Source organism: Clostridia bacterium (assembly GCA_024653205.1).
GTDB lineage: Bacteria > Bacillota > DSM-521 > Neomoorellales > SLTJ01 > JANLFO01.
Genome location: JANLFO010000004.1, coordinates 57,768 through 84,720 on the forward strand (window position 1 = coordinate 57,768; position 26,953 = coordinate 84,720).

Genomic DNA, 26,953 nt, shown 5'->3' on the forward strand with positions numbered 1-26,953 from the left:
ATGGGCGAGAACCCGGCTATCGTATGGGACGGAAAGGCCCGCGGCTATCTGCCGCCGGAAACCCTGCGCATTAGTCCTAGCCTGCGCCTGCACACCTCCGGGGCGCAGGAGGTGGACCCCATCACCTACGAAGTAATTCGCAACACCCTAATGGGTATTAACTTTGAGCATGGCAATACCATCCAGAAGCTAAGCATTTCTCCTATTACCATGATCACTCGCGATTTTCAATGCACTCTACTAACCGAAAGCGGGGAAGTGCTCTGCCTGGGCCCCTATCTCCTCTACCTGGGCGTAACCTTGAGCTTCGGGACCCGGTGGATACTGGAGAACCGGAGCGCCGAACCGGGCATCGAGGAAGGCGACGTCTTTCTCTGGAACGACCCCTACGTGGGGACGGCCCACCAGCAGGACACGGCTCTGGCCGGGCCGGTGTTCTGGGAGGGAGAACTCTTCTGCTGGGTGGCTAATTGCCTCCATCTCACCGACGTGGGCGGCGCGGTCTCGGGCAGCTTCTGCGTGGGAGCCAAGAACTTTTGGGAAGATCCACCCAGCTTCCCTCCGGTGAAGTTGGTGGAGCGGGGGAAGCTGCGGGTGGACGTGGAGGACGCCTTCGTGCGCCAGTCCCGGCTCCCCAACGCGGTGCGGATGGACCTGCACGCCGCCCTGGCGGGAATTAATGTCGCCCGGGAGCGGGTGCTCCAACTGGTGCGGCGCTACGGGGCCGCCACGGTAAAAGGGGTGATGTACCGGCTCCTGGAGGCCGCAGAACGGGCCTTCCTGGAAAAGTTGCGGCATATTCCCGACGGGAGGTGGTCGGAACGGGTATATACCGAGGCGGCACTACCCGGCGACGAGCGGGTTTACGTGAGCCAAGTCAACATTACCAAGCAAGGCGACTACCTGGTGGCGGATAACGAGGGGACCTCGCCGCAAATAGGCTCGATCAACAACACCCTGGCCGGCTTTGCCGGCGCCGTGCTCCTGGCCCTTACCCTGATGTTAGGTTATGACCTGGGCGGCGCTTGCGGGGGTCTCTACCGGCGGGTAAAGTTCCGGCCGGTGCCGGGTACCATTACCTGCGCCGACTTCCCGGCGGCGGTAAGTCCTGCCGGCCAGTACAACATGCCCATGGTGGCCTCTACCGCCGTGGGAGCGGTGGCCAAGATGGTGGCCTGCGCCGACGATCCCGAGCTGAGGGCCAAAGCCCTTACCATGGTGGACGTCCACGCCGTGGGCGGAATCATCTTTAACGGAACCGACCGGCGCGGGGACTACTTCGTGGCCATGAACCCGCTGCTGGCCATTGGCGCCTTCCCGGCTTCGCCGGCTCGGGACGGGATAGACACGGGAGGAAACTACCTGGTACCCGGGATGGAGGCGGCCAACGTGGAGGAGAACGAGCTGGCCTGGCCGGTGCTCACCCTATACCGCCGTCAGAGCCCGGCCGGCGCCGCGGGCGCGGGCCGCTTCCGGGGCGGCCTGGGAGTGGAAGAGGCCATAGTGTTGCACGGGACGGAAGCGGTGGAAATGGCCATCTATATGAACGAGAGCTTCGCCAAAGGTCAGGGCCTCCTGGGCGGCAACCCCAGCGGCCGGGGTTTCTTCCGGGTGAAGCGCAACAGCAACGTTTGGGAGCTGCTGGCCGACGGGCGAGTGTCGCGCAGTCTGGGGGAAATTCAAGGGGAGGAGGTGCCAATCAGCTTCAAGGGACCGGCCATTATTCTGCGCCCCGGCGACGTCTGGAGCAACAACTTCCCCAACACCCCGGGCGTGGGCGATCCCCTGGACCGGGACCCGTATCGGGTGGCCCGGGACGTGGCGGAGGGGAAGTTAACACCCGAAGAGGCCAGGGGGGTCTACGGGGTGGTGATGGCCTCACCCTCCGAGCCCGACCTGGAAGCTACCGCCTCCTACCGGGAGGAAGCTCGCAGGAGGCGGGTGGATGGCGCGGGCAACGAGGAGAAGGGAGGTGGTCAAACGGCGCAACCGGGAACCGGGTACGCAGTGGCCGGCGGCCTCCTTAGGCTTGAGGACGGCCCGGCGGGCCCCGTCTACCGCTGCCGGTGCGGCCGTATCCTGGGACCGGCCAAGGCGAACTACAAGGATTACTGTCGGGTGAACGAGATTCCCGCTTCCGACATCGGTCCGGCATACGCCTCCTCGGACCCGGGAGCGGGCACGGCGATGCGCTTCAGGGAGTTCTTCTGTCCGAGTTGCGGAACCCGTTTGGCCACAGAGCTGGCGCGGGCTGGGGACCCGTACCTTTGGGATATCGCTCTTGACTGTTCCAATTTCGCCGATTAGGGAAATCCGGTAGCACCTAAACGCCTGGAGAGGAGGACTTGAGCATGAAAGGTCATCGCCAACTATCTGGGGTAATCCTGGCCGGGGTGCTGGCTGCCTGTGTCGGCCTGTGGAGCTGCGGCAAGGCGCCCAGCTCTCCCCAGGGAACCTCCGGCTCCCAGCAGCCCACGGAAACCAAACCCATCGAGCTAAAGATGGTAATGTTTGCCCCGGATAAGCCGCCGGGGAACACCTGGTCGCGGCAGTTTGCCCAACGGGTCGAGGAGTTGTCTAACGGTCGGCTTAAGATCAACCTGATCGGCGGCCCGGAAGCCATCCCCGCCGACGAGGCCCCGGCGGCGGTCCAGCGGGGCGTGGTGGATATGGCCGAGGCTCTGGGCTACGCGCTTAACAAGTTGGTCCCGGGATTTGACTCCGTGCATATGGCCGAGTACACTCCTGCGGAGCTACGGGAGCGGGGGCTGACCGCCTACCTGCAGGAGCAGTTCGCCGCTCAGGGGCTTTACTACCTGGGAGTATGTAAGCCGGCCGAGCCCCATGTAGTAAACATCTTTGGCTTCCGCAAACCGGTAACCAAGCTGGCGGACTTCAAGGGGCTGAAGATCGCCACCGACGGAGCGGCGGCGGCGGCCTTCGTCAAGGAATTGGGGGCCACGCCCGTGGCCATACCTCTTACGGAGTACTTCACCGCTATGGAGCGGGGCACCATAGACGGGTATACGTGCGGGATTCCGCCGGTCATAGATTTTGGTCTGGGGCCGGTCACCAAGTTCATATTGGAGGAGTCCATCTTTTCTTCCGGAGGCATGGTCTACGTAGTGAACCTCAATACTTGGAACAAACTTCCTGCGGATCTACAAGAGGTGCTGACCCAGGCGTCGATCGAGCACGAAAAGAACACCAAGCTTTGGGATGATATAGTCGCCCAAGCCAAGGCCGAGCTGGTCAAGCAGGGAGTTCAGTTCGGTAAACTTCCGCCGGACGAGGCCTTGGCTTATTACGAGGCCTTCCGCAAGACCATAATGGAGCAGGACTACCAGATCGGCAAGCGAGAGATCGTATCCAAGATCCACGAGCTCATTCTCAACCCCGATTTCTACCGGCTGAAACTCGACTACTACCAGAAGAGACAGTAACCGGGACCACCAGTCTCTCTTGCTCAGGCCGGCAAGTCCGGTAGGGAGGCGGTCCGGCGGGCGCCCTAGTCGGGGCCGGACCGGGCCGCCGATCCGACCGGACGAGAGCGGTGATTGAAAGCGGGGAGGAGAGGATAAGTTGGAGCCTCGGCAGCGCTTTTGGGTTGCGTTCGAGCGACTGGTAGACGCTTTCCTGGGGCTGGCGGCTCTGCTGGTGCTGTTCGATGCCCTGGCAGTTTCTGCCGACGTCCTGGTGCGCTACGGCGCCGACAAGAGCTGGGCAGGACTGTTTGAAATCACCGAGTACAGCCTGGTATGGATGACCTTCCTGGGGCTGGCCTGGGTAATGAGGCAGGACGGCCACGTGAGCATGGAGCTCCTGGTCCGCCGGTTAAATCCCCGGCCCCAGGCTGGTCTACGTACCTTTAGCCTCGTGGTGGGGGCAGCGGTGCTGGCGGTGGCGAGCTGGCTGAGCCTACTGGTAGTAGTCCAGGATTTCCGGGCGGCCACGCCCATGGTGAGCATTCTGCGGCCGCTCCGGTGGCCGATAGAGGCGGTAATTCCTGCCGGCCTGGTGCTGCTATTGGTGGAAACGCTGAGGAAACTGTACGGTCACCTGCGGGCGCAAGGAAACAACCCGCCCGAAGGAGAAGCCGCGACCGGGGGGCGCTAAAGCCGTGGATTGGCTGTTCGTTCTGGTATTCAGCTTCGTCTGCCTTTTCCTATGCATGTTAACCGGCATGCCCATAGCCCTGAGCTTCCTGCTCACCTGCATGATCGGCGGCTACCTGTGGTGGGGCGGGCTTAGCGGCCTTGCTCAACTGGCCACCGGGCTTTATAGCCCCGTAGCCAGCTTCACCCTGCTGCCGGTGCCCATGTTCATTCTCATGGGCGCGCTGATCTTCGAATCCGGGATGGGTACCCGGGTGGTTGACGTCCTGGACCGCCTGTTGGGCAAGCGGGTTCCGGTACGGTTGAGCGTACTGGCGGTAGGAGCCGGGGCGATACTAGGGGCCCTGATCGGGATCAGCGGCGCCTCGGCCAGTATACTGGGCAAGACCCTGCTGCCGGAGATGCTCAGGCGCGGTTACCGGGGAGAAACGAGCCTCGGGCCCATAGTGGCCAGCGGCACTCTGGCCACCATGATACCTCCTTCGGCCCTGGGCATCCTGGTGGGGGCCATGAGCGGGGTCTCCATCAGCGGGGTCCTGCTGGGAATTATTCTTCCCGGTCTACTCCTGGCCGGCCTCTATCTGGCCTACCTCTTGGTGCGGTACCGGAAAGCGCCGGTATCCGCGCCTGACGAGCGATCGGACGTTTCCTTTTCCGAGAAGGTGGTAGTGTTCGTGCGCGACCTTCTCCCCCTGGCGCTCATCATGTTCGCGGTGGTGGGAACCATCTTCATCGGCGTCGCTACTCCCTCGGAGGCGGCGGCCCTAGGGGTGGTGGCCTGCCTATTACTGGCGGCAGCCTACAGGCGCCTTAACTGGAAGGTTCTGTGGAACTCCCTGGTGAGCACCGTACACATCACCAGCATGGTCTTCTTCATCGTGGTAGGAGCGGTATGTTTCAGCCGGATCCTGGCCAGCAGCGGGGCGCTTCGCGGTTTGGTAGATCTGGCCACCTCGCTCAGCCTTCCTCCCATGTTGATCGTGGCCGCCACCCTGGCGGTAGTGTTCATTTTGGGCTGCTTCATGGACGCGGCCAGCATTACCATGGTGACCGTGCCGCTGTTCACGCCCCTGGTTTCGGCCCTAGGCGTGGACCTGCTGTGGTATGCGGTGGTTTACTTGCTGGTGGTGCAGCTCGGGCTCATAACCCCGCCCTTCGGTCTGGACGTCTACACGGTTAAGGCGGTGGCCCCGCCGGAGGTCACGCTTACCGAAGCCTTTCGGGCCGCCATGTCCTTCCTGGTGGTGGGTCTGGTGGTGGCGGCCTTGCTGTTCGCCTTTCCCAGGCTGGCCCTGCTCTTGCCGGCGATGGCGAAGGCGTAGTCGGCCGGCTCGGTGGTAACCGATTGGTTAACGCGCCGTTACGGGGAATTGTAATGGACGCTCTCATGCCCTGGGGCTAAGATTAGTCTAGGGGGTTTCCCAAAACTGTGAAACCCTCGCTACAGTAAGTTTGTGGTACTACCGCGAGGGGAGGTAATGGGCGAGATGACAGCGGTAGCGCTAGATACTGCGGCCAGAGGGAACGTTACAGGTACGCCCCAAGTTAACGGGGAAGAAATCAGAAGACTAAGCGTCGTCACGAACCGGGTCAAGAAGCTCAAGCAGGAGTGGGAAGAGGCCAGGCCCATCATTTACGTGGACGATACCCTGCTCTTTACCAAGTCTTGGAAGGAGACGGAGGGGCTCCCGGTCGACCTGCGCTGGGCTAAGGCCTTCGAGAAGAGGCTCAAAGAGTGCCCCATTACCATCCGGGATGGAGAGTTGATCGTGGGCTCGCTCACCAAGTTCGTTAAGGGAGTAAACCTCCTGGCGGCCATGAAGCCGCGCGAGGTCCTCGACATGCTTAACCGGGGACTGTTTGACCGCAAGCTCAGCGACACCGTCCCGGCGGAGATCTCGGAGGAGGACGCCCGGCGGCTCAGGGAAGATTGCGAGTACTGGGTGGCCAACATGCCCCCCAGCTACATCAACGCCGCTCTGAAGGAAACCCTGGGCGAGGATCACTTTGACCTCTTGATGGACCGGGCCATGATTTTTGAGGGCCGGGGGGTAAGGGTGGAGCCGGACCGGGGCCTGTTCGAGAACTGGGGCGCCATGGGCGGAGGCACCCCCCAGCCGCACGCCCCGGTGCTCCATAACGGCCTCAACCACATCATCGCCCTGGCCAAGGCGGAAATGGAAAAGGTGCTGGCCGAAGGGGCGGGAGTGCCGGACGGGAACGGCGGCGTGGCCGCTTCCACGGCGGTGGCCTACCGCAAGTACGTGCTGCTGCAGTCGATAATCATCTGCTGCCAGGCGGTGATCGACTTCGCCCGCCGCCATGCCGAGCTGGCCCGCAGCCTGGCGGCGAAGGAGACCAACCCGGAGCGCAAGAAGGAGCTGGAGAAAATCGCCGAGCACTGCGAGTGGGTGCCGGCCAACCCGCCGCGCAGCTTCTGGGAGGCGCTCCAGTCCCTCCGGTTCCTGCACCTGGCCTGCTATAAGGAGAGCCCGGAGCGGGCAGAGCACGGCCTGGGCCGCCTGGACCAGATGCTCTGGCCCTACTACGAAAAGGACCTGAAAGAAGGCAAGATCACCCGCCAGCAGGCGGCGGAGCTGCTGGGCTGCTTCTGGCTCAAGACCCGGGAGGCCGAGAACCTGGTGAGCATCAAGCGGGAGCACCGGGCGGCGCCGGGTACGCTCCTGCCCAACGTCACCATCGGCGGCCGGGACGAGCGCGGTCGGGACGTGACTAACGAGCTTTCCTGGATGGTTCTGGAAGTAATGCGGCAGATGAAGCTCTCGGAGCCGGCGGTCTACGTCCGCTACCACGACGGCATGAGCAAGGACTTCCTGCTCTTCGCCTTGGAGTGCTGCCGGGACTTCGGCGGCGGCAACCCGGCCTTCCTCAACGACGCCCTGGGCACGGCCCGTTACCTGGCCCGGGGGGTGAAGGTGGAGGACGCCGTGGACTGGCACGCCAGCGGCTGCCTGGCCTACAACCTGGAGTGCGCCGAGCACCCCAGCGGGAAGTTTAACCTGAACCAAGCCAAGATCTTCGAAATCACCCTCTACAACGGCTTCGATCCCCGCACCGGAAAGCAGGTGGGCCTTAAGACCGGGGACGTGACCCAGTTCACCTCCATAGAGCAGCTCTACGAAGCCTTCCTCAAGCAGGTGGACTACTTCGCCGAGAGGATGCGGAAGCACTACTTCGTCTGGTGGAGCGTGGAGATGGAGAACGCGCCGCGGAGCGGCTGGCGGGCGGCCATGCTCTACGAGGACTGCATCCCCAAGGGGCTGACCCCCAGGGAGGGCGGCGCCCGTTACCCGGTGACCTGCATGGCCTGGGTGGGCGACCGGGGGCTGACCGACGTGGCCGACAGCCTGGCGGCCATCAAGTACCTGGTCTTCGACACCAAGCAGGTTACCATGGCCGAGCTGCTGGAGGCCCTGAAGAATAACTGGGAGGGGCACGAAGACCTCCGGCAGAAGTGCCTCAAGGCACCCAAGTACGGGAACGACGACGACTACGTGGACGAGATCTTCAACTACATCTCCATGAAGGTGCAGCAGATCCTGCTCAGCCGGCCGGATCCCTTCACGGGCCTGAAGCCCTTCCTCTTCAAGGGCGCGGCCGCGGGCCACGTGATCCACGGTCTGGCGGTGGGGGCCCTGCCCAACGGCCGGAAGGCCTACACCCCCATCAACGACGCCGGCACCTCGCCCATGCCCGGCGCGGACGTGAAGGGCCCCACGGCGGTGATCAACTCCGCCACCAAGGCCCCGCACGCCTGGGAGTGCGTGGGCATCGCCCACAACATGAAGCTCTCTAAGCCGCTTTTGAACACGCCCGAGAAGCTGGAAAAGGTGCTGGCGTTGATCAAGACCTTCATGGCCCGGGGAGGCTGGCACATCCAGTTCAACGTGCACAGCGTGGAGGAACTCCTGGAGGCCAGGAAGCATCCGGAGAAGTACCGCAACCTGCTGGTGAGGGTGGGCGGCTACAGCGCCTACTTCGTGGACCTGCCGCCCGAACTGCAGGACGAGATCATCGCCCGCACCATGCACGAGCTATAACGGCTCTGTTCGGCGGTCGGCGGCGCGGCGCAGTCAACAGCTGATTGGGCGGGGTTATCCCCGCCCCGCCCCGGCGGTCGTGGCTTTACCTTGAGTTATTCCCAGTTTCCGCCGGCAGTCCTGGTTCCACCGAGTACCTAAAGCCTCGCCGAGCACCGAACTACGAGGGGGAACCGGGACTGCCGCCAGGACAAACTGAAGATCCGTCAGGAGATTGGGGGAAACAGTAGTGGAAGAGGCAACCCACCTTATTGCCGAGCACTTCCTGCGGGTCACCTACGAGGACCTGCCGGTGCCGGTGGTAGAGAATACTAAAAAGCAAGTATTGGACTTCTTTGGTGTAGCCCTAGGCGGCTCAAACGAGGCGGGAGTAAGGGAGTTGAGAGGGTTGCTGGAGGAATGGGGCGGGGCCGAGCAGGCTACGGTGATCGGCGCCGGGCGCCGGCTCCCCTTGCCCCACGCCGCCCAAATGAACGCCACTATGGCCCACGCTCTGGACTACGACGATGTGCACGAGGCGGCGGTGATCCACCCCGGGGTGGTTACCCTGCCCGCGGCCCTGGCCGCAGCCGAATATGTGGGCGGGATCGACGGCAAGGAACTGATCACCGCCGTGGCCTTGGGAACGGATTTCATCTGCCGCCTGGGACTGGCCACCCGCCCCGGCCAGAACGTCCACCAATTCGGCTGGCACCTGACCTCCATCTACGGCTACATGACCGCGGCGGCGGTGGCGGGGCGCATCCTGGGGCTGGACCGGGAGGCTCTGCTCAACGCCATGGGAATAGCCTACCACCAGTCCGCGGGCAACGGCCAGTGCGTTAAGGACGGGGCCCTCACCAAGCGCATGGGCCCGGGCTTTGCGGTAAGAGGGGGCGTGGCTGCGGCCCTGATGGCCAGGGGAGGGATCACCGGGGCTAAGAACAGCCTTGAGGGCGAGTTAGGAATGTACAGGGTATACCACCAGGGGAGCTACTCCCGGGATCGTCTGGTGGGAGAATTGGGAACCAGGTTTGAAGGCCTCAACGTGTCCATCAAACCCTATCCCTGCTGCCGGGGAGTGCACCCCTTCATCGACGCCGCCCTGGGGCTGGTCCGGGAAGGAGGGCCGGAGCCGGCGGCGGTGGAGCGCATCCTGATTGCCTGCGGCGAGGGCACCCGCCTGCTGTTGGCCTCGCCCCTGGAGGCCAAGGTGCGGCCCCGGACCCCGGTGGACTCCCAGTTCAGCGTGCCCTGGGGCGTGGCGGTGGCCGTGGCCAGGAAACGGGCCACCATCAAGGACTTCTCCGCCGAGGCCATCCGCAGCCCGGACATCCTAGAGGTGGCGGCTAAAATCGAGGTGGAAGTGGACCCGGCCCTCAACCGGGGAGACGAGATCGAGCCGGCCCGGGTAACCATAACCGACCGGGACGGGCGCACCTACTCGCGCGAAGTGCAGTTCCCCACCGGCTCTCCCCAGCAGCCCATGACCTTCGCGGAGTGCGAACGGAAGCTCCGGGACTGCCTGGCTCATGCCGGCAATCCTCTGCCCGAAGATCGGGTGGCCAGGTTGGTGGAGTTGGTATCCTCGCTGGAGAACGTGGCGGACGTGCGGGAGCTGATCGGACTGACGGTACCCGCCAAAGAGGTCTTCTAATATAGGAGGGATTGCATCCGATGAAAGTCAAGGCGGCAGTGGTATGGGCTCCCAAGCAGGGATGGGATGTGACAGAAGTAGAGCTCGATCCACCCAAGGAGCACGAGGTGCTGGTGCGCTGGGTGGCAGCGGGGCTTTGCCATTCGGACTACCACGTAATCGAGGGCCAGCACGGCGCCCAGCTCCCCATGGTAGCCGGCCACGAGGGCACAGGCGTGGTAGAGGAAGTGGGCCCGGGCGTTACCCGGGTTAAGCCCGGCGACCACGTGGTGGCCACCTTCCGCGCCTCCTGCGGGTATTGCCGCTGGTGCTCCAGCGGTCATCAGAACCTTTGTGTCCTGGGCGACCAGGCCTACAGCGGACGCCAGCTAGACGGCACCTGTCGGTTCCATGCCCGGGGCCAGGATCTGGGGAGTGCGGCCATGCTGGGCACTTTCTCGGAGTATTCCGTGGCGCCGGAGTATTCGCTGGTGAAGATCGACCCCGAGGCGTCCCTGGAGGCGGCCTGCCTCCTGAGCTGTGGAGTGCTCACCGGCTGGGGAGCGGCGGTGGCGGGGGCCCAAGTCGAGCCCGGGGACACGGTGGTGATTTACGGCGTGGGTAGCCTAGGCCTGTCGGCGGTGCAGGGCGCCAGGGTCTGCGGGGCCCGGTATATCGTGGCCGTGGATCCGGTGGCCCTGAAGCGGGAGAAGGCCCTGGAGTTAGGGGCCACGCACGCTGTGGCCAGTGTCGAGGAAGCGCGGGAGTTGGTAAAGAACCTGACCGGCGGCGTAGGAGCAGATAAGTCCATCGTGTGCGTCGGAGTCATTAACGAGGAAATAGTGGAAGAAGCGGTCAACATCGTCCGCCGGGCGGGCACCGCAGCCGTGGCCGCCGCCGGGGAGAAACCGGGCACCAAGGCGATACACGTAAGCGCTCACGTCATCTGCGGGGGGCAGAAGCGCATTCAGGGAGTGGTAATGGGCAACCTCAATCCCCACTACGACATACCGAGGCTGCTGGGGCTGTACCGGTCGGGGTTGCTCAAGCTGGACGAGATGCTAAGCCGCCGCTATCGGTTGGAGGAGATTAATCAGGGCTACGAGGACCTGATTGCGGGTCGCATCGTCCGGGGGATCATCGCCTTCTAGGCGAAGCTTCCGCCGCTACTGCAGTACCGACCGTGCAGTTGAAACCGCGGAGGCCACTAGACGGGAGGGAACGAACTTGAAAGGCGGCTACACGGGGAGAATGCTCTTCGTCGATCTGAGTACCGGCAGCCTCCGGGAGCGGGAGCTAAGCGAGGACCTGGCCCGTAACTTCCTCGGCGGCTACGGCCTGGGGTCGCGGATACTCTACGAAATGATGCCTGGGGGAGCCGATCCCTTCGGACCGGACAGTATTCTAGGGCTTGTCACCGGTCCTCTGACCGGGTCCGGCGCCTACTTCGGCTCGCGGTATATAGTGGTGTCGAAATCGCCGGTAAACGGCGGCTGGAACGATGCCAACTCGGGTGGGTTTTTCGGTAGGGAACTGAAGCGGGCCGGGTACGACGCCGTGTTCGTGTCCGGCGTGGCCGATCGGCCGGTATACCTGTGGATCAAGGACGGCAAGGCCGAGATCCGGGACGCCGCCGGCCTGTGGGGCAAGGAGGTCAAGGAGACGCTCACGGCCTTGGTGCAGGACACCGGAGAGCCTAACCTGCGGGCGGCGGTGATCGGCCCGGCGGGAGAAAAGCGTTCCTTCATGGCCGCGGTGATGAACGACACCTATCGCGCGGCCGCCCGTGGGGGCAGCGGCGCGGTAATGGGGGCCAAGAAACTCAAGGCGGTGGCAGTCTGCGGGAGCAGGGAGATACCCGTAGCCGACCCTACTCGGTTGAGAGAGATAAACCACAAGCTGCGGGAAGCCATGGAGAGCGGTCCTATGGCCGAGGAGATCGCCCGGACGTCCGAGCACGGCACCGGCTGGACCACCACGCCTTCCGCCTTGAGCGGCGACTCTCCGGTCAAGAACTGGCTGGGCGTGGGCCTAACCGATTTCGGCGAGGAAGCGGCGGTGCGGATCGGGTCTAGGGCCATGGATCCGAAGTACAAGGTAAGGAAATACGCCTGCGCCAACTGCCCCTTGGGCTGCGGCGCCGAGTACGAGGTCGGCGTCGGTCCCTGGCCCGTGAGCGGGGCCAAACGGCCGGAGTACGAAACGGCCGCCGCCTTCGGCATGCTGCTGCTCAATTCCAACCCCGAGTCCATCATCAAGTGCAACGATATCTGTAACCGCTACGGGCTGGATACCATCTCCACCGGGGCCACCATCGGCTGGGCCATGGAGTGCTACGAGAAGGGGCTTCTCACCCGGCAGGACCTGGATGGGCTAGACCTAAGTTGGGGAAACGCGGAAGCCATCGTGGCCCTCACCCAAAAGATTGCCGAGCAGGAGGGATGCGGCCGGGTGCTGGCTATGGGCTCGGCCAAGGCCGCCCAGGTCTGGGGCAAGGGGGCGGAGTGTTTAGTAACCGTAGAGGGCATGGAGCTGCCCATGCACGATCCGCGACTCGCCCCGGGCTGGATCCGCACCTACCAATTCGACCCCACCCCCGGCCGGCACGTCAAGGGCGGCCTAGGTAGAATGCAGTCCCACAGTGCCTCCCAAGACAAATACAACTACCGCGACACCGGACAACGCGACCTTCTGGCCACCGCCGACCAGGAAGTGACCCAGTGCTCGGGTCTGTGCCTCTTCGTGCAATTTCCCGGGCGGCCGGAGGCAATAGCCGAGTTCATAGAGGCGGTTACCGGCTGGCCGTTCACCGAGGAGGACAAGATTGCCACCGGGCTGCGCATTCTCAGCATGGGGCATGCCTTCAACCTCCGGGAGGGATTGAGCGTGACCGCACGCCTGGCCCCGCCGCGGGTGGTGGGCAAGCCTCCGCTTGGTCACGGGCCCCTGGCCGGAGTTACGGTGGATGAGGAGCAGTTGGCCCGTAACTTCTTTGCCGCCGTAGGCTGGGAGTGGGGTACGGGTAAGCCCTCTCTGGAGAGATTGCGGGAGCTGGGTGGTCTGGAGCCGGTGATCCGGGACCTGTACGGCCAGGGGTAGGCGGGTCTTAGCCCGACGGAACCGGTCGGGAGGCGGTCCGGCCTGAGTTATCCCAGTCTTGCCCTCCAGGGCAAACTAAGGATCCGCCAGGGGTCCGGCGGCGAGGGCCGGACCGGCCGGAAACCGAGGATGGGGGGAGGAGATTGAGGGTAACGATAAAGTTCTTCCCCGGTGTGGGTAGCCTGCCGGAAGGCCACTCCCGGGCCTTCGAGGTGCCGGAGGGGGCCACGGTGGGTCAGGTGATAGAGCGCCTGAAGGCCGAGGCGGCCGATGGGGCCGAGTGGCCTCGCCCGGTGGTCATTGTCAACCAGGCGGCCGCCGGCTGGGATACCCCGCTGAAGGATGGGGACGAGGTCCTGGTGCTGTGGCCCTTGGGCGGCGGCTAGCTCTCGGCTGTGGCCCAGCGAGGTTGGGGTTGTTGCTCCGCTGGGCTAAAGCGTTTCTTTACAGACAAGGCGGAAAAGGACAAGGTCACGGGGGAGGGTTCCTATGAAAGTCAGGGCGGCAGTGGTGTGGACTCCTAAGCAGGGATTTGACGTTACCGAGGTGGAACTTGACCCGCCCAAGGACCACGAAGTACTGGTGCGCTGGGTGGCGGCGGGCCTGTGCCATTCCGACTACCACGTCGTGGAAGGGGACCTGGACGTAGGACTGCCTATGGTCTCCGGTCATGAAGGCGCGGGAATAGTGGAAGCGGTGGGGCCGGGCGTGGCCCGGGTCAAGCCCGGGGACCACATTCTGGCCACGGCCTGGCCTTCCTGCGGGCATTGTCGTTGGTGTTCCACCGGGCACCAGAATTTGTGCGAGCTGGAGCAGCGGGGATATTTGAGCCGGCTCCTGGACGGTACCTGCCGCTTCCACGCCCGGGGAAAGGACATAGGCAACTCGGCCCTATTAGGTACCTTCTCCGAGTACTCGGTCATCCCGGAGTATTCCCTGGTCAAGATCGATCCCAAGCTACCGCTGGAGTCGGCCTGTCTACTGAGTTGCGGGGTACTGACCGGCTGGGGGGCGGCCGTAAAGGGAGCGGAAGTAGAGCCGGGGGATACGGTGGTGATCTACGGTGCCGGCGGCGTGGGCCTGGCGGCAGTGCAGGGGGCCAGAGTCTGCGGGGCCAGGTATATAGTGGCGGTGGATCCGGTGGCCCTGAAGCGGGAGAAGGCCCTGGAGCTGGGGGCCACCCACGCCGTGGCGGGGGCCCAGGAGGCCGGAGAGTTGGTAAGGGAGCTTACCGGCGGTATCGGGGCAGACAAGGCCATAGTGGCGGTTGGGATAATCAATGAAGAAGTGGTGGAGGAAGCGGTCAACATCATCCGCCGGGCGGGGACCGTGGCGGTGGCCTCGGCCGGGGAGAGACCGGGCACCAAGGCCATCCGGGTGAGCGCCCACGCCATCTGCGGAGGCCAGAAGCGGATTCAGGGGGTAATGGGCGGCAACCTAAACATCCAGTCCGATACCCAGCGCCTACTGGGGCTTTACCAGGCGGGCCTGCTCAAGCTGGACGAGATGCTCAGCCGTAAGTACCGGCTGGAGGAGATAAACCAGGGTTACGAGGATCTCCTCGGCGGCCGTATTATTCGGGGCATCATTGCCCTTGGGGGCGGTGCCTAGGCCGGGGGCGGCCCAAGCAGGCCCCCGAGGTCCCGGTACCCGGCCCGGGTGCCAAACAACAAAGTGGGTGGTTACATGGCCAACACCAAAGGAATGGTTTTCAACATCCAGCGGTACAGCATTGACGACGGACCGGGGATAAGAACCACCGTATTCCTCAAGGGGTGCCCGCTGCGCTGCCTCTGGTGCAGCAACCCCGAGTCGCAGTTCGCCGACCCCGAGGTGGCGCACCGGGATTCCCTCTGCACCCGCTGCGGCCGCTGCGTAGAGGCTTGCCCCAAGCAGGCGATCACGCTGGAGGAAAAAGGCGTGCGCATCGACCGGGAGCTCTGCGACTGCTGCGGCCGGTGCACCCAGGTGTGCGATCCGGGGGCGCTGAAAGTATTCGGTAGCGAAATGTCGGCCCAAGAAGTGTTCGAGGAAGTACGCCGGGACGTGTCCTATTACGAGCGCTCCGGCGGCGGGGTAACCGTGTCCGGTGGCGAGCCCTTACAACAGGCGGAGTTCGTAGCCGAGCTGTTCGTCCGCTGCCGGGAGGCGGGTATCCACACTTGCCTCGATACGTCGGGATACGCCGGTCAGGAGGCCCTGGAGAAGGTATTGCCTCACACCGACCTGGTGCTTTTCGACCTCAAGCACCCCGACCCGGAGATTCACCGTCGCCTGACCGGCGTGGGTACCGCGGTCATCCTGCGCAACCTGCGCCACCTGGCGGAGAGAGGTACGGCGATCGTCATCCGCATCCCGGTAATACCCGGGTGCAACGACCGCCCCGAAGAAGTGCGGGCCCTGGCCCGCGTGGTAGCCGACCTGGGGCTAAACCGGGTGGATCTCATGCCCTACCATCGCTTCGGCGTAGGCAAGTACCAGATGCTCGACCGCACCTACGAACTTCCGGACGTAATTCCTCCCGGTCGGGAGCAGCTGGAAAGTATCCGCCAGACCTTTGAGGCCTACGGGATCGACTGCCGGATACGGCTGTAGTTTCTCCCGGGCGGCCGCAACCTAACTCGGTCCCTAACGGAAGGGGTGAGCGTTTGTGTATCGGGCGCTTCGCGTGAACCTGAGTACGCTGACCGTAACCGAAGAGCCGGCGAAAAAGGAATATCTCGGTCTGGGCGGCCGAGGACTGGTGGCGCGGGTCCTGAGGGATGAGGTAGATCCAACTTGTGACCCGCTCGGCCCGGAAAACAAACTGGTTCTCTGCACCAGCGCGCTGGCAGGATTGGGACTCTCTAGCTCCAGCCGTCTTTCCGTAGGTTGCAAGAGTCCGCTGACCGGGGGCATTAAGGAGGCCAATTCCGGCGGCACCGTGCCCTTCTATTTGGCCCGGCACGGGATCCAGCTGGTAATAATTGAGGGGGCAGCGCGAGGAGAAGGGCCCTGGGTGGTCAGGGTCGACGCCCGTGGCCGGGCCTCTCTGGAGGAGGCCCCGGAATGCCGGGAGATGAACAACTACGAACTGGTGGCCCGGCTCCGCTCCCGGTACGGCCCGGGGATTGCCGTGGCCTCCATCGGGGCGGCGGGCGAGCGTTGCTACCGGAACGCGGCAGTCATGGTTACGGAGTACGGCACCGATTATCCCTGCCGGGCCGCCGCCAGGGGCGGAGTAGGAGCGGTGATGGGCGCCAAAGGGGTCAAGGCGGTGGTGGTGGAAAAGCCGGAGACTCCTTATTCTGCGCCGGTGGCCGACCCGGAGCGGCTGGCGGCGGTAAGGCGGGAGTTGCACCGGCTAATGGCCGAGGGGGCCAAGGACCACGAGCTGAGGCAGATCGGCACCGTAGCCGCCGTGCTGCATCACGCCGAGGCGGGCCAGGTTCCGGTGCGCAACTTCTCCGGTAAGAGGCTGGAAGGCCTGGAGGGGATCAGCGGGGAGCGCTTCCGGGAGATTGCCTCCCGGCGGGGGAAAACGGGACTTCCCTGCCAGTCGGGTTGCATCCTTCGGTGTGCAAACCTCCTATACGACCAGGAGGGTCGGTTGCTCACCGCCGGCCTGGAATACGAGACCGTGGCCCTCTGCGGGGCCAACTGCGGGATAACCGACCTGGAGGCGGTAGCCCGCCTGGATTACCTCTGCGACGACCTGGGCATCGACACCATCGAGACCGGGGCCACCATTGCCCTGTGCATGGAGGCGGGCCGGATACCGTGGGGGGACGCCAAGGCGGCCGCGGAATTGATCCGCGAGATGATGGCGGGAACGGAATTCGGCCGGGTGCTGGGGCAGGGAGCGGAGGCGGTAGGCCGGTACCTCGGAGTAGAACGCATCCCGGTGGCCAAGCACCAGGCCATGGCCGGATACGATCCCCGGGGAGCGCCGATCACCGCCGTGGCCTACGCTACCAGCCCCATGGGAGCCGACCACACCACCGCGCCCTCCTTCGGAGTAAGTGGGGACGTTAGTCCCGAGGAAATCTGTAACCTCTCAAGAAACCTTCAGATCCTCTTTGCCACCTGGGATAACCTCTTTTGCGCCTTGGCGGCCATTTTTTGGGGCGGCCACCTGGATAAGCTGGCGGCCCTGTATGCGGCCGCCTACGGCGGGCCGGCCGAGCCGGACCGCCTGCTGGATCTGGGCCGGAACACCATCCGGTGGGAAAAGGAGTTCAACCGGGCGGCGGGGTGGACGGAAGCGGACGATGTGCTGCCGGAGTTCTTCTACCGGGAAAAATCGGAGGTAACCGGCACCGCCTTTAACATCCCGCCGGAGGTAATGAGGGGAACCCTGAAAGGCTTGGTGGACAAAGGATGACACGGCTCCGGCGGCGGGGGAGTTGCTTCCCGGTTGGAGCCTCAGCCATCGGACTGACGTAACACTGGGCCGCGGGGTTTGACGCCTCGGGCATGTACGGCGACAGCTACCCTATCTAGTGTGCCTCAGAGTTTTCCTCGGCCAGGTCCTGGAATTTGAGAAGCTCATGGCGCGGCTGGAGTTCCGAATCAACCAGGATAAGTGCCGCTACCCGAAATGTCACCACTGTGCGGAAAACTGCCCGGTCGGGGCCATAGACTTTACCGTTTCCCCGCCGTTGTTTACCCGGCGCTGCATCGAGTGCGGTCTGTGCGAGCAGACCTGCCCGCAAGGCGCCATCGAAGTGGACTGGCAATCGGTCCAGGACATCCACGACCGGGTTAGCTACCCTGAAGACAGGCCGAGTACTAACATTCTCAATCTCTGCTAGTACCATCTGGATGGCATGAGGCTCTAGGGCGAGAGGGACACCGTCCCGGTCATAGTTGTGAACGGCTCCGTTTTACAATGAGGCCTCCAGTGAGGCTTTTTGAGGAGGTGCTGGTCAGTGGCCGGTCGCAAGTACGATGGTTTGATTGTTACCAGACCCAAGGATGTGGGGGAGCGGGTCCCGCGGGGGCCCTCCACCCGGGTGTTGTGGCTCGACCAGGAGGTGGTTCCTGGGGCTTTCTTCGTGGGATGCTCATGGTATTGGCCGGGGCAGTGGGTACCCGAGCCTATGGCAGAGGCGCACACCCATCCCTTTGACGAGGTCATAGCCTTCGTCGGCACCAACGCCGACGACCCTCAAGACCTGGGCGGGGAGATAGAGCTATGGCTCGAAGACGAACCGTATATCCTGACCAAGAGTTGCCTGGTATTCATACCCAAGGGACTGAAACATTGTCCCCTCATTGTTCGCCGCGTGGATCGCCCCATATTCCACTTCATCACCGGCCCGGAAGGCACGTACGCTTGAGCAATAGAACGGCCATAATCCGCAGGACCTGGTCTAAAGGACGTAGCCTATTGATTCGGGCGGGCCATTTCTGCCGCTGCGTGAGCGATTATCAGGCGCTGGAGCCCACTCCTTCCGGCGCCGGACAGAGCGAAGGTGAGCACAAGTGAGCAACGGTGAGGGTCTGCGCTTCATCGGTCGAGAAATGCCCCGCCGGGACGCGGCGGACATCGTTACCGGTAGAGCCCGGTTCCTAACCGATATGGTTTTGCCCGGCATGCTTTACGGGAAGGTGGCCAGAAGCCCCCATCCGCACGCCCTTATCAAGAGCATAGATACCGGTCGGGCCGCCCGGGTGGAAGGCGTAAAAGCGATATTAACTCACCTCGATGCGCCGCCTAACTGGCGAGGCGGGACGCCCCCGGTGGTACGGGTAGTGGACGCCAAGGTGCGCTTTGCCGGCGACGCGGTAGCTTTAGTAGCCGCTACCACGGAGGAAGCGGCCGAGGAGGCGGCCAGCCTAATCCGAGTAGAGTACCAGGAACTACCCCCGGTCTTCGATCCCGAAGAAGCTCTGAAACCCGGCGCCCCAGAACTCTACGCCGAGTTTCCCGGCAACGTGGTCACGCCCGGACTGCCCGCCTTCGGTCCCAAATGCCTTACCGAACTGGTCATGGGCGACCCGGAGAAGGGGCTGGCCGAAGCGGACGTGGTAGTGGAGGGTTCGGCTGCCTACGAAAATCTGCCCAACCCGATTTCGGCCGAGCCGCCGGGCGTAATTGCCTGGTGGGAGGCCCCGGAGGCAGTAACCCTTTGGGTGTCCAGCCAATCGCCTTTCCGGGACGCCGAGATCGTCCGCCGGGTTTTGGGCGAGCAGGTAAAGGTAAGGACCATCGGGCTCACCTGCGGCGGTAGCTTCGGCTCTAAGGCGTTATCGTGGCTGTGGTACTGCTACGCGGTGCTTCTCAGCCGGGCCACCGGCCGGCCGGTGAAAATGGTCATGAGCCGGGAGGAACAGCTCGCCACCTTTACTCTGCGCCCGGGCTGCCGCCTTCAGGCCAAAATCGGCATGAAGAAGGACGGCACGGTGACCGCCGTGGTCGGCAGGTGGTTAATCGATACCGGCTACTATTCCCGTACCACCCAGGCCCAGGTGGCGGTAGGCCTGGGCGAGCTGCAGCTCATGCTGCGCTGCCGCAACTGGAACCTCAAGCCTACCATCGTCTGCACCAACCGCGCCGCTTCCGGCCAGGTGAGAGGCTTCGGCGGTCAGGAGCTAAAGGCGGTGGTGATGCCCGTCCTTTCTCGCGCTTTGGCCGAGCTGGATTTGGACCCGTTTGAGTTTCTCAAGAAAAATTACGTCAAGCCTGGCGACGGCTACTACTGGCGTGATGGCCTCTGGTACGTGTACCGGGGGGTGGACTACGCTGCGGCCATGGATAAAGGCGCGCAAGTGTTCGGCTGGAGAGAGAAGTGGAAGGGCTGGCTTAAGCCCACCACGGTCAACGGGGCGAAGAGGACCGGGGTGGGGGTGTGTGTGCACGGGAATGCCGATATCGGTGAGGATGCCTCGGAGGCCATAGTGCGGCTGCAACCGGACGGAACGGCGGTACTGCTCTTCTGCGTGGCCGAGCACGGGACGGGCCAGAAAAGCAATTACGCCAAGATGGTGGCTGAGGTGTTACAACTACCCCTCGATCGGGTACAGGTGACTCCGGCGGATTCTTTGATCAGCCCTTACGTAGGGCCGGGGGGCGGGTCGCGAGGAACTTATGCCATTGGGAGCGCGGTGATCCGGGCCGCCGAAGACGCCAAGGCCAGGCTGCTTGAAGTTTTGGCCCCCAAGCTGGGTGTACACCCGGAGGAGCTGGAAACCGAAAACGGGGAAGTCTTTATCAAGGCGGACCCCGAGCGCCGGCTTCCCTGGAGGGCCATGGGGGTGGACCGCACCATCGTGGGCTTCGGGCGCTTTGAGCCCGACTACACCCTGGCCAACTGCCTGATGAGCTTCGTAGAAGTAGAGGTAGACACCGAAACCGGGCAGGTTTCCCTTCTGCGGGTGGTGAACGCCACCGACGTGGGCACGATAATCGATCCTCTGGGGCTGCGCGGGCAGCTCAACGGCTGTCTGGGTTCGGCCGGCATCGACAGCGCCCTCTTTGAGGAAACGGTGCTCGACTCCCAGCACGGGTGGGTGCTCAACGCCAATCTGGTCGAGTACAAGTGGCGCACCTTTGCCGACTTACCCCCCATCGAAAACGTGATTCTGGAAACCCCCTTTCCCAGCCACCGCTTTGGGGCGGTAGGTATAGGCGAAATTGCCACCTCCCCCGGCCCGGCGGCGGTGCTCATGGCCGTCTCCAACGCTCTGGGCACCTGGATCACGGAGTACCCGCTGACGCCGGAACGGGTGCTTAAGGCCCTGGCGAAGGTGAAGTGCAGTGCCGAACCGGGCGGTGCTGTGAAAGGTCACAGTTCGGGAAGCGAGCCCTGCGCACATCTTCCGCAGCGTGTGGGTGGAAAGGTTGCGGCAGCGGCAAGAATCTTGACCGGGGTGGCGAAAGGGACGAATAGGAATCACGTTGAATGGCTGGTGGAGCAGTCGTGACAGCGGAAGTGCGCTCAACCGGGGATAAGCAGGGGTAGCGGTTGGAACCCACGGTTCGCGCCACGTTCTTGGGGGCAGGTGAGAGCTACGGTGGGAAGGGCAAAGGCTGCTCTGGATCCGAGCATCTGCCAGTTTAAGGCCACGCTCAAGGGCATACGGCCGCCAATCTGGCGACGGTTTCAAGTACCGAACGACATCACTCTCTATAAGCTCCACCTGGTGTTGCCGGACGTTATGGGGTGGTTCAATAGCCACCTCTACCAGTTCGTCATTCACGGCACCTGTTATGGAGATCCCGACCTCGACTTCGAGCCGGGCGCGAACGCCAGGAGGGTAAGGCTCTGGCAGGTGCTGCCGCAGCCCAAAACCAGGTTCCTGTACGAGTACGACTTCGGCGACGGGTGGCAGCACGAGGTGGTGCTGGAGAAGGTGCTGCCGCCTGTCGAAGGGGTTCGCTATCCCGTGTGTTTGGAAGGCGCCAGGGCCTGCCCGCCCGAGGACTGCGGCGGCCCCTAGGGGTACCAGAGGATGGCGGGCGTCTAAAGGGTAGGAAACGGCCCAATCCCGGCCACCGGTTATGGCCCGGAAATAATCGGTATCCCCTACGTTAATCTTTGGTCCACGGGCTGAGTTCGGCCGCCCAGAGTATCAGCGCCAGCGCCCAGAACCTGGTGAATTTGATGCAGGGTTTGAAAGAGCAGGTAGAGAAGTTCAGGCTGCCGGAGGAGTCGGCTTCGCGCTGTTAGTGCCTCCTTCTTTCCGCGGCCTCCGGTTGAACCCGGACCCATAATTGTGCCGCCGCTGGGCCGCCCCCTCGGTTACGCGGGCGAGGAGCGAGATGACCGGGCGGGATCTTCACCTCGGTTGTGCGGCCCCAAACCTTCATTAAACATCACCAGCCTGCCTCGGGGCGGAGCGCATAGCTCTACTACAACGGCTCTTGCAAAGCAGACCAGACGCCACGGAAGGCGCTAAACGCCCGGGCAGCGGCACCGCCGGATTAGGTTGCCGGCGGATACGAAAAGAGGAGGAAATGGCAGTTTCATGGCGAACTTAACAAATAAAGGCGGCGCTGCCAGGGTGTCGGGGCACGGAGCCAGGGGCATTGGGTAGACGACGGACGAAGAGGGAGGCGGTGGCGGTGGTGACTGACACTTCCAACCTCATTGACGTTCACGAATGGCGCTTTACCGCCCTGACCGACATATGGACGGGGGACGCATACCGGCGAGGTGACCGTTTGGTGCGGACCGGCCTCCTCGGTTCCGTCCGCTGGTGGTTTGAGGTGGTAGTACGGGGATTGGGCGGTAGCGCGTGCGACCCTTCGGACCGGTGGGATCGCTGCCCCGGTCCGCATCAGGACCCCTCCGGCTCGAGCCACCGCTGCGTAGCCTGTGAGCTGTTCGGTTGCACTAGGTGGGCCCGCAAGTTCCGCTTTGAGGTAACGGATCCGACCGGCAGGCCGGTAGTCGGTGCCATTAGAAGGAACCAAGAATTCATTCTGCGTTTCGTGCCTCTCCGCCCTGTTGGCAGAGAAGAATGGGCTCTGCTCGATCTTACTCTGAGGCTGATAGCCGAATACGGGGCTATGGGCGGCCGGGCGGTGCTAAAGCCGTCCGATGAGCCGGCCAGGGAAAACAGGCCGCACCACCGGGATTACGGTCTGGTTAGGCTTGAGCAAACGCCATCGCCGCCATTGGTCGCGTGCTGCAAAGAGGCACTCCGGGAATATGTCCGGGGTGGCAGGGCAAGGCAGGGCGGCTGGCGCCAGGTGGAGCAAGGCAACTTTGCCTGGGCCTCCCTACAGAACTTCTGGTGTGTGAAGGACAGGTATTTGGCCAGGCAGGATACCACCTATAGCAGTTTTAACCTGGTACTTGGCCGCAAACAGGACAAGTCGGAGAAAGAGAGAAAGGGAAAGCGTATTGTTCGCTGGAGCGACCTGCTTGAGGATCCTAAGGATGAAGTATCTCGCTGGCTGGCCGGGCGAAGGCCCGGCGGCGAGGGAGACACCGGCCCGGCAAGCAAGAAGGTCCTTAGCTTTAAATCCCCCCAGGAGGGGCGGCGCACGTTTGGCTTCGTCAAACCCGACACGGTGAGCTTTGAGGAAATAAAGAGTCGCCTTAAAAAGGTATGGCAAGACTTCAGGCCGGAGGAGGAATTCCTGACCGGCGAGCAAATCCTTGACGACCTTTGTCACCAACGGGGAGGCAGCCCATGAATTGGGAATTCATTGCCTACATCGCTTCCGGTGCCCATTACCAGGAAGGATCCCCTCTTCCCTGGGGACTGGCGGCGGGCCTGGTGGATGAGGCTTCGGTTCGCTTCTTCCGGGGCAGCAAGGAAGAGGCGAGAAGCCGTTACATAGGCGCCGCAACGCAGACATTCACCCTTCCGCAGGAAATAGTTAACGCGCTACCCGATTTCTCTCACCTGCCCAGCCCCCACTGGCTCGGCCTGGAGGTAGAGTTTGAGCTGGTGACGCCTTGGTACTCCAGAGACGACCGGGTCTTCCATCTACTAGACAACCCGGTGCGCAAGGATCGGGTGTTTGGAGTACCCTTTCTGGCCGCCTCCGGTTGGAAGGGGATGCTACGCTGGGCCTGCCGCCTGCAGGCCGGGCTGCGGGAGCACCTCGGCAAAGGAGGGTGCTTTAGGGAGGGGCAAGACCCGGACTGGATCCTCTACCTATTCGGCAACGAAAAGGGCGAGGAAGAGCATTCTCGTCAGGGGGCGCTGGTCTTCTACCCCACCTGGTTCGACAAGATAGACATCGAAGTAATTAACCCGCACGGCCGGGAGGGGCGCGCCGGCACTCAGCCCATCTATTACGAGGTGGTACCGGGAAGAAAGCCCAAGGAGGATAACCCGGACGAACTCGAAGAAGGAGGCAAAGGCACGCTCTACCTGCTCTACGCCCCCTGGCCGGGGACAAGGCCCCCGGTTCCCGTTTCGGAGATCATTCCCCGGCTTATTGGGGCGATCGAGACCCTGCTCACCACCTACGGTATCTCCTCTAAACGGACGGCAGGTTGGGGCACGGCGGAAATTGTCCGGTGGAAGGCCTGTAAGAGCGGCTGCCACCCGATTCAGAGTGGCTCGAAAGAGACCTTCTGCAGAGAATTAGCAGAGTGGCTCGCCGAGGGGTGAAATCATGGACGGCTTCGCACCTGCCGAGACTCTGCGCCGGCACCGTCCGCTGCTCCTGGCCTGTGAGGCCATAGGCTGGTTGCACATGGCCGGCAAGGCATGGGCCGATTTCCTACGCGGCCATGGCGGCCTACCGGTGGACTATCAGGAGAAGAAGTGGCATGAGCGGGAGAACCCGCCTTTCGCCTGGGACAATCTCCTGGGCTGGCTGAGAACCACCTATTCCACGCTCAACTGGCCCAAGAGCGTCGCGGAATTCACGGAGAAACATGCCGGCCAGGACGCCGGCCTCCTGGGCCTTTTGCAGGCCGCCCACGGCATGGCTTCGGGGATCGAGAAGCAAAGCTACCCCGACGAGACCGTGCGTTATTTGGGCCAGGATGCCGTTCACATGTGGCTTTCTTCGGCCTTCGGCCATCCCCGGCGCAACCTGTTAGTCGATCCCCCCGAAGTCCTCACCGAAGCCGGCTGGCGCCGGCTGGTGGAGGAAATGCAGCGTATCTTGGAGGGACTAAAATGCCTACATGCCGCGTCCATTGGGGACGCCAGCGCCTGCGCCGATTGGCGGAGCAAAGCCATCGGGCCGGGCTCCTTCCTGCGCCGGGCGTTTCTCTCCACCCTGGCCGAAACGCGCCTGCCCAACAATGAAGTGACCCTGTGGGACCAGTCCTACGTGGCCGGCGCCCTGTTCAAAAGCGCCGTAGCCGGCGCCCTATTGGACACCGGCTTTCCTTGGCAGGATAACAAAATCAAACGAAAGGTCCGTTGGCGCCTGCTTACCGTCGGTATGGGGACCGAGCACTATGAGTCCCGGGCGGTGAAGATCGGCGACTGGACGGGCGCTATGGCGGTACTGAGCGAGTTTTTCGGCCGGGTTGCCCGGCTTATCGAAGTGGACCTGGCGGTGGGCACTTTGCTCTATCGGGACCCGTCGGTGGCTATATTCTCCTTCCCGGGCGAGCGATCGGATCAGAACCAATACGATGAGGTCGTCCTGGCCCCTTGGCTTCACGGGTGGAGAGACTGGCTGGAGCAAAACATAGAGCGGATTGCTCTGGATCTAGACCTGGAAACTCCGCCCTTGGTCCGTTTGAGTCGGCCGACGCGTTCTCTGGTACCCATGGTTCAGGAGCGGCGGGAGATGAGAAAAAAGACCGCCATCCCGGTTCACAAGCCTTGGAACATCTGCTGCCCGGTTCCCCAGGAGGCGGGGCACGTTTGCCCGGTTTGCCGGGTGCGGCCCAATGAGGACCCCGGCAACAAGAATCAACCCTGTCCGATATGCCGGGAGCGGCGCAACCACCGCCTGGCCGACTGGCTGGCGGGCCGCCTGGAAGGAGATAGCATCTGGCTGGAGGAAGTGGCCGACAGCAATGGCCGCGTCGCCCTCCTGACCTTGGGTCTGGATCTGGAGCCTTGGCTGGAAGGAGAGCGCGTGGACCGCCTGCGGGCGCAGGCCATACCGGAATGGCGCCGCTTTAACCCTACGCTCTCTGGGCAGCCCAATCCCGTTCACCCGGCCGGTACGTACCCGGCCATGCTTCAGTATATCAGGAGCAAGTTACCGTCCTTCGACCCAACGGACTGCGTCTTTCGCAGTCTTCAGCAGGGATACCAGTGGGAGACCAGGTGGCCGTCCTTCTTTGCCAAAATCGTCGAAGACCGGGCGAACACTCCCTCCTACGACCATCTTGACCAGGATAAGCGCGCCGCCTGGCTCACGCACCAGCTTTTCCGCAAACTCCCTTCGCCCGGCCGGGTTTACCGTTTCTGGCGGGAGGCGGAGGAGTTTTTCCGGGAGCTGCTGGGGGACTTCCGGCGGCTGGCCGCCCGGGACGAAAACCGCTGGCGGGTGCGGCGCCTGTTCTTGAAACCCGGGCCGGGGTTTGAGACCGGCTGGCAGGACCGGCAGCTTTACAACGGCCGCGTGGCCGGAGCCCTCCTCGACCTCGTTTACCTTCAAGGCCAAGGGGGCTTCCTTACCGTCTCTAACCTCGGCCGCCTGCTGAAGACGGTAGACCGAGACAACGCCCTGGACGGGCAAGAAGCCACGGTGGAAAAGGAAGGCGCTTACGAGCCGCCTCGACCCCTGGTCATCGGATCGGCGAAAAAGGTGCCCCCAGCGCTAGGCCATTTGGGCGTCTATCATCCGGTCATCCCCCTGGAGGTATCGCCGTTGCGGTTCCGGGTATTGGTACCTCTGGAGGCTGCCTCCGAATGCGTGGATCTGGCCTGCGCCCGCTGGCGGGAACGCTTCGCCCGGGTGTTAGACTTCCTGCCCTTGCGAGTGGGCGTGGTGGTGTTTCCGGCCAAAACCGCCTTTCAGGCAGTGCTAGAGATGGCCCGTAATCTGGAAGAGGATCTAAAAGGGGAGCGGGAGCTCTGGCGGGTTCGCGAGGTGAGAAGGCAGGGTGGAGTGGTGGGGATGGTTTTCCGGCGCACTGACGAAGGGCAGGAGCGTTGGCCGGTGCCGGTTCGGCTTCCGGACGGCCGGGAGGACGTATTCTACCCCTATGCGGCGGTAGAGGACAGAGAGGTACGGTTTCCTTTGGATTTTCAACATCCCGGGGGCCAGGTTTACCGGCATATGTCAGACCTCCGGCCGGGCGACGGAGTATACGTTTGGCCGGGCCGTATAGCTACCATTTTCCTGGACTCAACCGCGAAGCGGTTTGAGAAGCCGCAGGTACGCTACCTGGCCGACTGGCGTCGCATGCGCCAGGTGTGGCGGCTCTTGGCGGAACGGGCTCCCTCTTCTACCCAGCTCCAGCGGGTACGGCAGGAGTTATCCGTCTTGGCAAACAATTGGGCGGTGGAGGAAGACCCGGGGGCTAAAGAAACGTGGTTAGAGCTTGCCCGCGCTACGCTTTGCGAGGCCCTAAGCCTTCAGGGCCCCTTGCTTCAGATCTTGCTTGACGCCGCCCGGACGGGTGACCTCTTGTGGGCCCTGGATTGGCATCTGAGTGTTTTGAAAGAAAGGCCGAACCCAAGTTGGAGGTGACCGA

20 protein-coding genes are annotated in these 26,953 nt (G+C 63.4%); all 20 read left to right on the forward strand.

The window, feature by feature from the left end:
- The 20 genes from NUV99_03050 (at position 1) to NUV99_03145 (ending at position 26,949) form a co-directional block, all read left to right on the forward strand.
- The gene (locus NUV99_03050) at positions 1-2,307 is read left to right on the forward strand and encodes a hydantoinase B/oxoprolinase family protein (protein MCR4419109.1); all 2,307 of its coding nucleotides are present in this window, start codon (positions 1-3) and stop codon (positions 2,305-2,307) included.
- A 44-nt stretch (positions 2,308-2,351) separates the two neighbouring features.
- Complete coding sequence (gene dctP / locus NUV99_03055; GenBank protein ID MCR4419110.1) at positions 2,352-3,443, forward strand: TRAP transporter substrate-binding protein DctP; 1,092 nt, start codon at positions 2,352-2,354, stop codon at positions 3,441-3,443.
- A 139-nt stretch (positions 3,444-3,582) separates the two neighbouring features.
- Positions 3,583-4,116 carry a TRAP transporter small permease gene (locus NUV99_03060; GenBank protein ID MCR4419111.1) on the forward strand — a complete coding sequence of 178 codons (534 nt, stop codon included), beginning with the start codon at positions 3,583-3,585 and terminating at the stop codon, positions 4,114-4,116.
- Positions 4,117-4,120: 4 nt separating this feature from the next.
- Positions 4,121-5,437 carry a TRAP transporter large permease subunit gene (locus NUV99_03065; GenBank protein MCR4419112.1) on the forward strand — a complete coding sequence of 439 codons (1,317 nt, stop codon included), beginning with the start codon at positions 4,121-4,123 and terminating at the stop codon, positions 5,435-5,437.
- Between the two features lie 165 nt (positions 5,438-5,602).
- Positions 5,603-8,176, forward strand: a complete 2,574-nt coding sequence (locus NUV99_03070; protein ID MCR4419113.1) for a hypothetical protein — start codon at positions 5,603-5,605, stop codon at positions 8,174-8,176.
- Between the two features lie 229 nt (positions 8,177-8,405).
- The gene (locus NUV99_03075) at positions 8,406-9,812 is read left to right on the forward strand and encodes an MmgE/PrpD family protein (GenBank protein MCR4419114.1); all 1,407 of its coding nucleotides are present in this window, start codon (positions 8,406-8,408) and stop codon (positions 9,810-9,812) included.
- Positions 9,813-9,832: 20 nt separating this feature from the next.
- Entirely contained in the window at positions 9,833-10,942 is a 1,110-nt protein-coding gene (locus tag NUV99_03080) for an NDMA-dependent alcohol dehydrogenase (GenBank protein MCR4419115.1), read from the forward strand.
- A gap of 76 nt (positions 10,943-11,018) precedes the next feature.
- A complete protein-coding gene (locus NUV99_03085) occupies positions 11,019-12,890 on the forward strand; it encodes an aldehyde ferredoxin oxidoreductase family protein (protein ID MCR4419116.1) in 1,872 nt (623 codons plus the stop codon).
- A gap of 143 nt (positions 12,891-13,033) precedes the next feature.
- Complete coding sequence (locus NUV99_03090) at positions 13,034-13,276, forward strand: MoaD/ThiS family protein (protein ID MCR4419117.1); 243 nt, start codon at positions 13,034-13,036, stop codon at positions 13,274-13,276.
- A 103-nt stretch (positions 13,277-13,379) separates the two neighbouring features.
- The gene (locus tag NUV99_03095; GenBank protein MCR4419118.1) at positions 13,380-14,501 is read left to right on the forward strand and encodes a Zn-dependent alcohol dehydrogenase; all 1,122 of its coding nucleotides are present in this window, start codon (positions 13,380-13,382) and stop codon (positions 14,499-14,501) included.
- 75 nt (positions 14,502-14,576) lie between these two features.
- Complete coding sequence (locus NUV99_03100; protein ID MCR4419119.1) at positions 14,577-15,485, forward strand: glycyl-radical enzyme activating protein; 909 nt, start codon at positions 14,577-14,579, stop codon at positions 15,483-15,485.
- A 55-nt stretch (positions 15,486-15,540) separates the two neighbouring features.
- On the forward strand, positions 15,541-17,253 hold the full coding sequence (locus NUV99_03105; GenBank protein MCR4419120.1) for an aldehyde ferredoxin oxidoreductase: 1,713 nt from the start codon (positions 15,541-15,543) through the stop codon (positions 17,251-17,253).
- 118 nt (positions 17,254-17,371) lie between these two features.
- Positions 17,372-17,683: a 4Fe-4S binding protein gene (locus NUV99_03110; GenBank protein MCR4419121.1), complete on the forward strand. Its 312-nt coding sequence runs from the start codon at positions 17,372-17,374 to the stop codon at positions 17,681-17,683.
- Positions 17,684-17,800: 117 nt separating this feature from the next.
- Positions 17,801-18,211 carry a hypothetical protein gene (locus NUV99_03115; protein MCR4419122.1) on the forward strand — a complete coding sequence of 137 codons (411 nt, stop codon included), beginning with the start codon at positions 17,801-17,803 and terminating at the stop codon, positions 18,209-18,211.
- On the forward strand, positions 18,208-18,360 hold the full coding sequence (locus NUV99_03120) for a hypothetical protein (protein ID MCR4419123.1): 153 nt from the start codon (positions 18,208-18,210) through the stop codon (positions 18,358-18,360). Before NUV99_03115 ends, NUV99_03120 begins: the two co-directional genes overlap by 4 nt.
- On the forward strand, positions 18,357-20,798 hold the full coding sequence (locus NUV99_03125) for a xanthine dehydrogenase family protein molybdopterin-binding subunit (protein MCR4419124.1): 2,442 nt from the start codon (positions 18,357-18,359) through the stop codon (positions 20,796-20,798). Before NUV99_03120 ends, NUV99_03125 begins: the two co-directional genes overlap by 4 nt.
- A 90-nt stretch (positions 20,799-20,888) precedes the next feature.
- Positions 20,889-21,314: a plasmid pRiA4b ORF-3 family protein gene (locus tag NUV99_03130; GenBank protein MCR4419125.1), complete on the forward strand. Its 426-nt coding sequence runs from the start codon at positions 20,889-20,891 to the stop codon at positions 21,312-21,314.
- A 619-nt stretch (positions 21,315-21,933) separates the two neighbouring features.
- Positions 21,934-23,019, forward strand: a complete 1,086-nt coding sequence (cmr1, locus tag NUV99_03135; GenBank protein ID MCR4419126.1) for a type III-B CRISPR module RAMP protein Cmr1 — start codon at positions 21,934-21,936, stop codon at positions 23,017-23,019.
- Positions 23,016-23,948 carry an RAMP superfamily CRISPR-associated protein gene (locus tag NUV99_03140; protein ID MCR4419127.1) on the forward strand — a complete coding sequence of 311 codons (933 nt, stop codon included), beginning with the start codon at positions 23,016-23,018 and terminating at the stop codon, positions 23,946-23,948. The genes cmr1 and NUV99_03140 overlap by 4 nt, the downstream gene beginning before the upstream one ends.
- Positions 23,949-23,952: 4 nt before the next feature.
- Positions 23,953-26,949 (forward strand): CRISPR-associated protein Csx11, encoded by a 2,997-nt coding sequence (locus NUV99_03145; GenBank protein MCR4419128.1) that lies wholly within the window; start codon positions 23,953-23,955, stop codon positions 26,947-26,949.
- Positions 26,950-26,953 lie beyond the last annotated feature (4 nt).

What these genes read in the sequence shown, in the direction of transcription:
- NUV99_03050 (MCR4419109.1), top strand. Translation starts at nt 1, where the DNA reads ATGGGCGAGAACCCGGCTATCGTATGGGACGGAAAGGCCCGCGGCTAT.
- dctP (MCR4419110.1), top strand. Translation starts at nt 2,352, where the DNA reads ATGAAAGGTCATCGCCAACTATCTGGGGTAATCCTGGCCGGGGTGCTG.
- NUV99_03070 (MCR4419113.1), top strand. Translation starts at nt 5,603, where the DNA reads ATGACAGCGGTAGCGCTAGATACTGCGGCCAGAGGGAACGTTACAGGT.
- NUV99_03080 (MCR4419115.1), top strand. Translation starts at nt 9,833, where the DNA reads ATGAAAGTCAAGGCGGCAGTGGTATGGGCTCCCAAGCAGGGATGGGAT.
- NUV99_03095 (MCR4419118.1), top strand. Translation starts at nt 13,380, where the DNA reads ATGAAAGTCAGGGCGGCAGTGGTGTGGACTCCTAAGCAGGGATTTGAC.
- NUV99_03100 (MCR4419119.1), top strand. Translation starts at nt 14,577, where the DNA reads ATGGCCAACACCAAAGGAATGGTTTTCAACATCCAGCGGTACAGCATT.
- NUV99_03140 (MCR4419127.1), top strand. Translation starts at nt 23,016, where the DNA reads ATGAATTGGGAATTCATTGCCTACATCGCTTCCGGTGCCCATTACCAG.
- NUV99_03145 (MCR4419128.1), top strand. Translation starts at nt 23,953, where the DNA reads ATGGACGGCTTCGCACCTGCCGAGACTCTGCGCCGGCACCGTCCGCTG.